Origin of the sequence: Tenacibaculum halocynthiae (assembly GCF_964512825.1) — a bacterium.
GTDB classification, from domain to species: domain Bacteria; phylum Bacteroidota; class Bacteroidia; order Flavobacteriales; family Flavobacteriaceae; genus Polaribacter; species Polaribacter halocynthiae.
Genome location: NZ_CAZELG010000003.1, coordinates 1 through 1,276, shown reverse-complemented (window position 1 = coordinate 1,276; position 1,276 = coordinate 1). Strand labels below are relative to the sequence as shown.

Below are 1,276 nucleotides of genomic sequence, written 5' to 3'. Positions count from 1 at the left end.
AAACTAGCCTTTACTTTGTGATAAGGTAACTTATTAAGATATAAGTTATATTTAAAAAGAAAAGTAAAAGTGAACTATGAATGCTAGCTAGTTAGTCAGAACTATCTCCCGCATTAGTCTTTTACTTCTCTTTTTTACCGTTGAATAGCTTCAAATAGAATGATAGATATTAAGATCTAATAAAGGCTCTAAAGAAGTTCAACATTTTTTAACTTAATTATAAAGGTATGAAAAATTATGCAGCCATAATTGGGATAGATATCTCCAAATTAAAATTAGATATCACAGGTGTAAATTCATCTAATGAAACAGTTTTAAATCATCACATAATTGATAATTCAAAAACTAAAATAAAATCCTTCTTTAAAAAGATTATTTCAAAATTTGGGGGAAACAATATCGTAGTAGCTTTTGAAAACACAGGAGTATATGGTTATTATTTAGCTTCTCATTTACATGATTTAGGAATTGATTATTATAATTTATCTGCATTAGAAATACATCGATCTGCTGGTATTAAAAGAGGCAAATCAGATAAGTCAGATGCTTCTATAATTGCTCAGTATATCTTAACTAATAAGTTTAAATTAAAATTGTCGACTTTTACTGAAGAACATATTCTTGAACTGAAAGTACTTCATACGCAAAGAGAAAAGATTATCAAAGCATTACGAACATTTGGTAATAATAAGGAGACTTTATTGTTTCTTCCCAAAGAAGCAGGTGAAGAGTTAAATAAAACAAACAAGAGTATCATAAAGTGTCTGAAGAAGAATTTAAAACGTATTGATACTCAAATATTGGAAATTATAAAAAGTAATACAGCTTTAATAAAACAATATGATCTTATTCAAAGTGTTCCTGGTATTGGTCCACAAACGGCAACTTATTTACTAATCGTTACAAAAGGCTTTACAGCATTTAAAAATGCTAGAAAATTAGCATGCTATGCTGGAGTAGCTCCTTTTCCGTATCAATCTGGTTCCAGTATAAAAGGAAGAACTAAAGTAAATCACTTAGCAGATAAAAAATTAAAATCACTATTAAATATGTGTGCTTTAAATGCTAAAATTCACGACTATCAACTCAAGAAATATTTTGATGATAAAGTAGATAATGGTAAAAATAAAATGCTCGTTTTAAACAACATTAGAAACAAAATTTTACACCGTGTTTTTGCAGTAATAAAAAGACAGCAACCTTATGTTAATACTCATAATTTTGCTGCCTAAAATTTATTGCTTTTTATTTGTTTTTATCCATAGAATGCGGGAGC

1 protein-coding gene is annotated in these 1,276 nt (G+C 27.7%); it reads left to right on the top strand.

Annotated elements, in window-relative coordinates; all coding sequences use genetic code 11:
- The first annotated feature begins 227 nt into the window (after window positions 1-227).
- Window positions 228-1,232 (top strand): IS110 family RNA-guided transposase, encoded by a 1,005-nt coding sequence (locus ACKTTQ_RS00540; RefSeq protein WP_408048140.1) that lies wholly within the window; start codon window positions 228-230, stop codon window positions 1,230-1,232.
- Window positions 1,233-1,276 lie beyond the last annotated feature (44 nt).

Bases quoted from the DNA above. Each gene is read 5' to 3' on its own strand.
- ACKTTQ_RS00540 (WP_408048140.1), top strand. From the start codon at position 228: ATGAAAAATTATGCAGCCATAATTGGGATAGATATCTCCAAATTAAAA.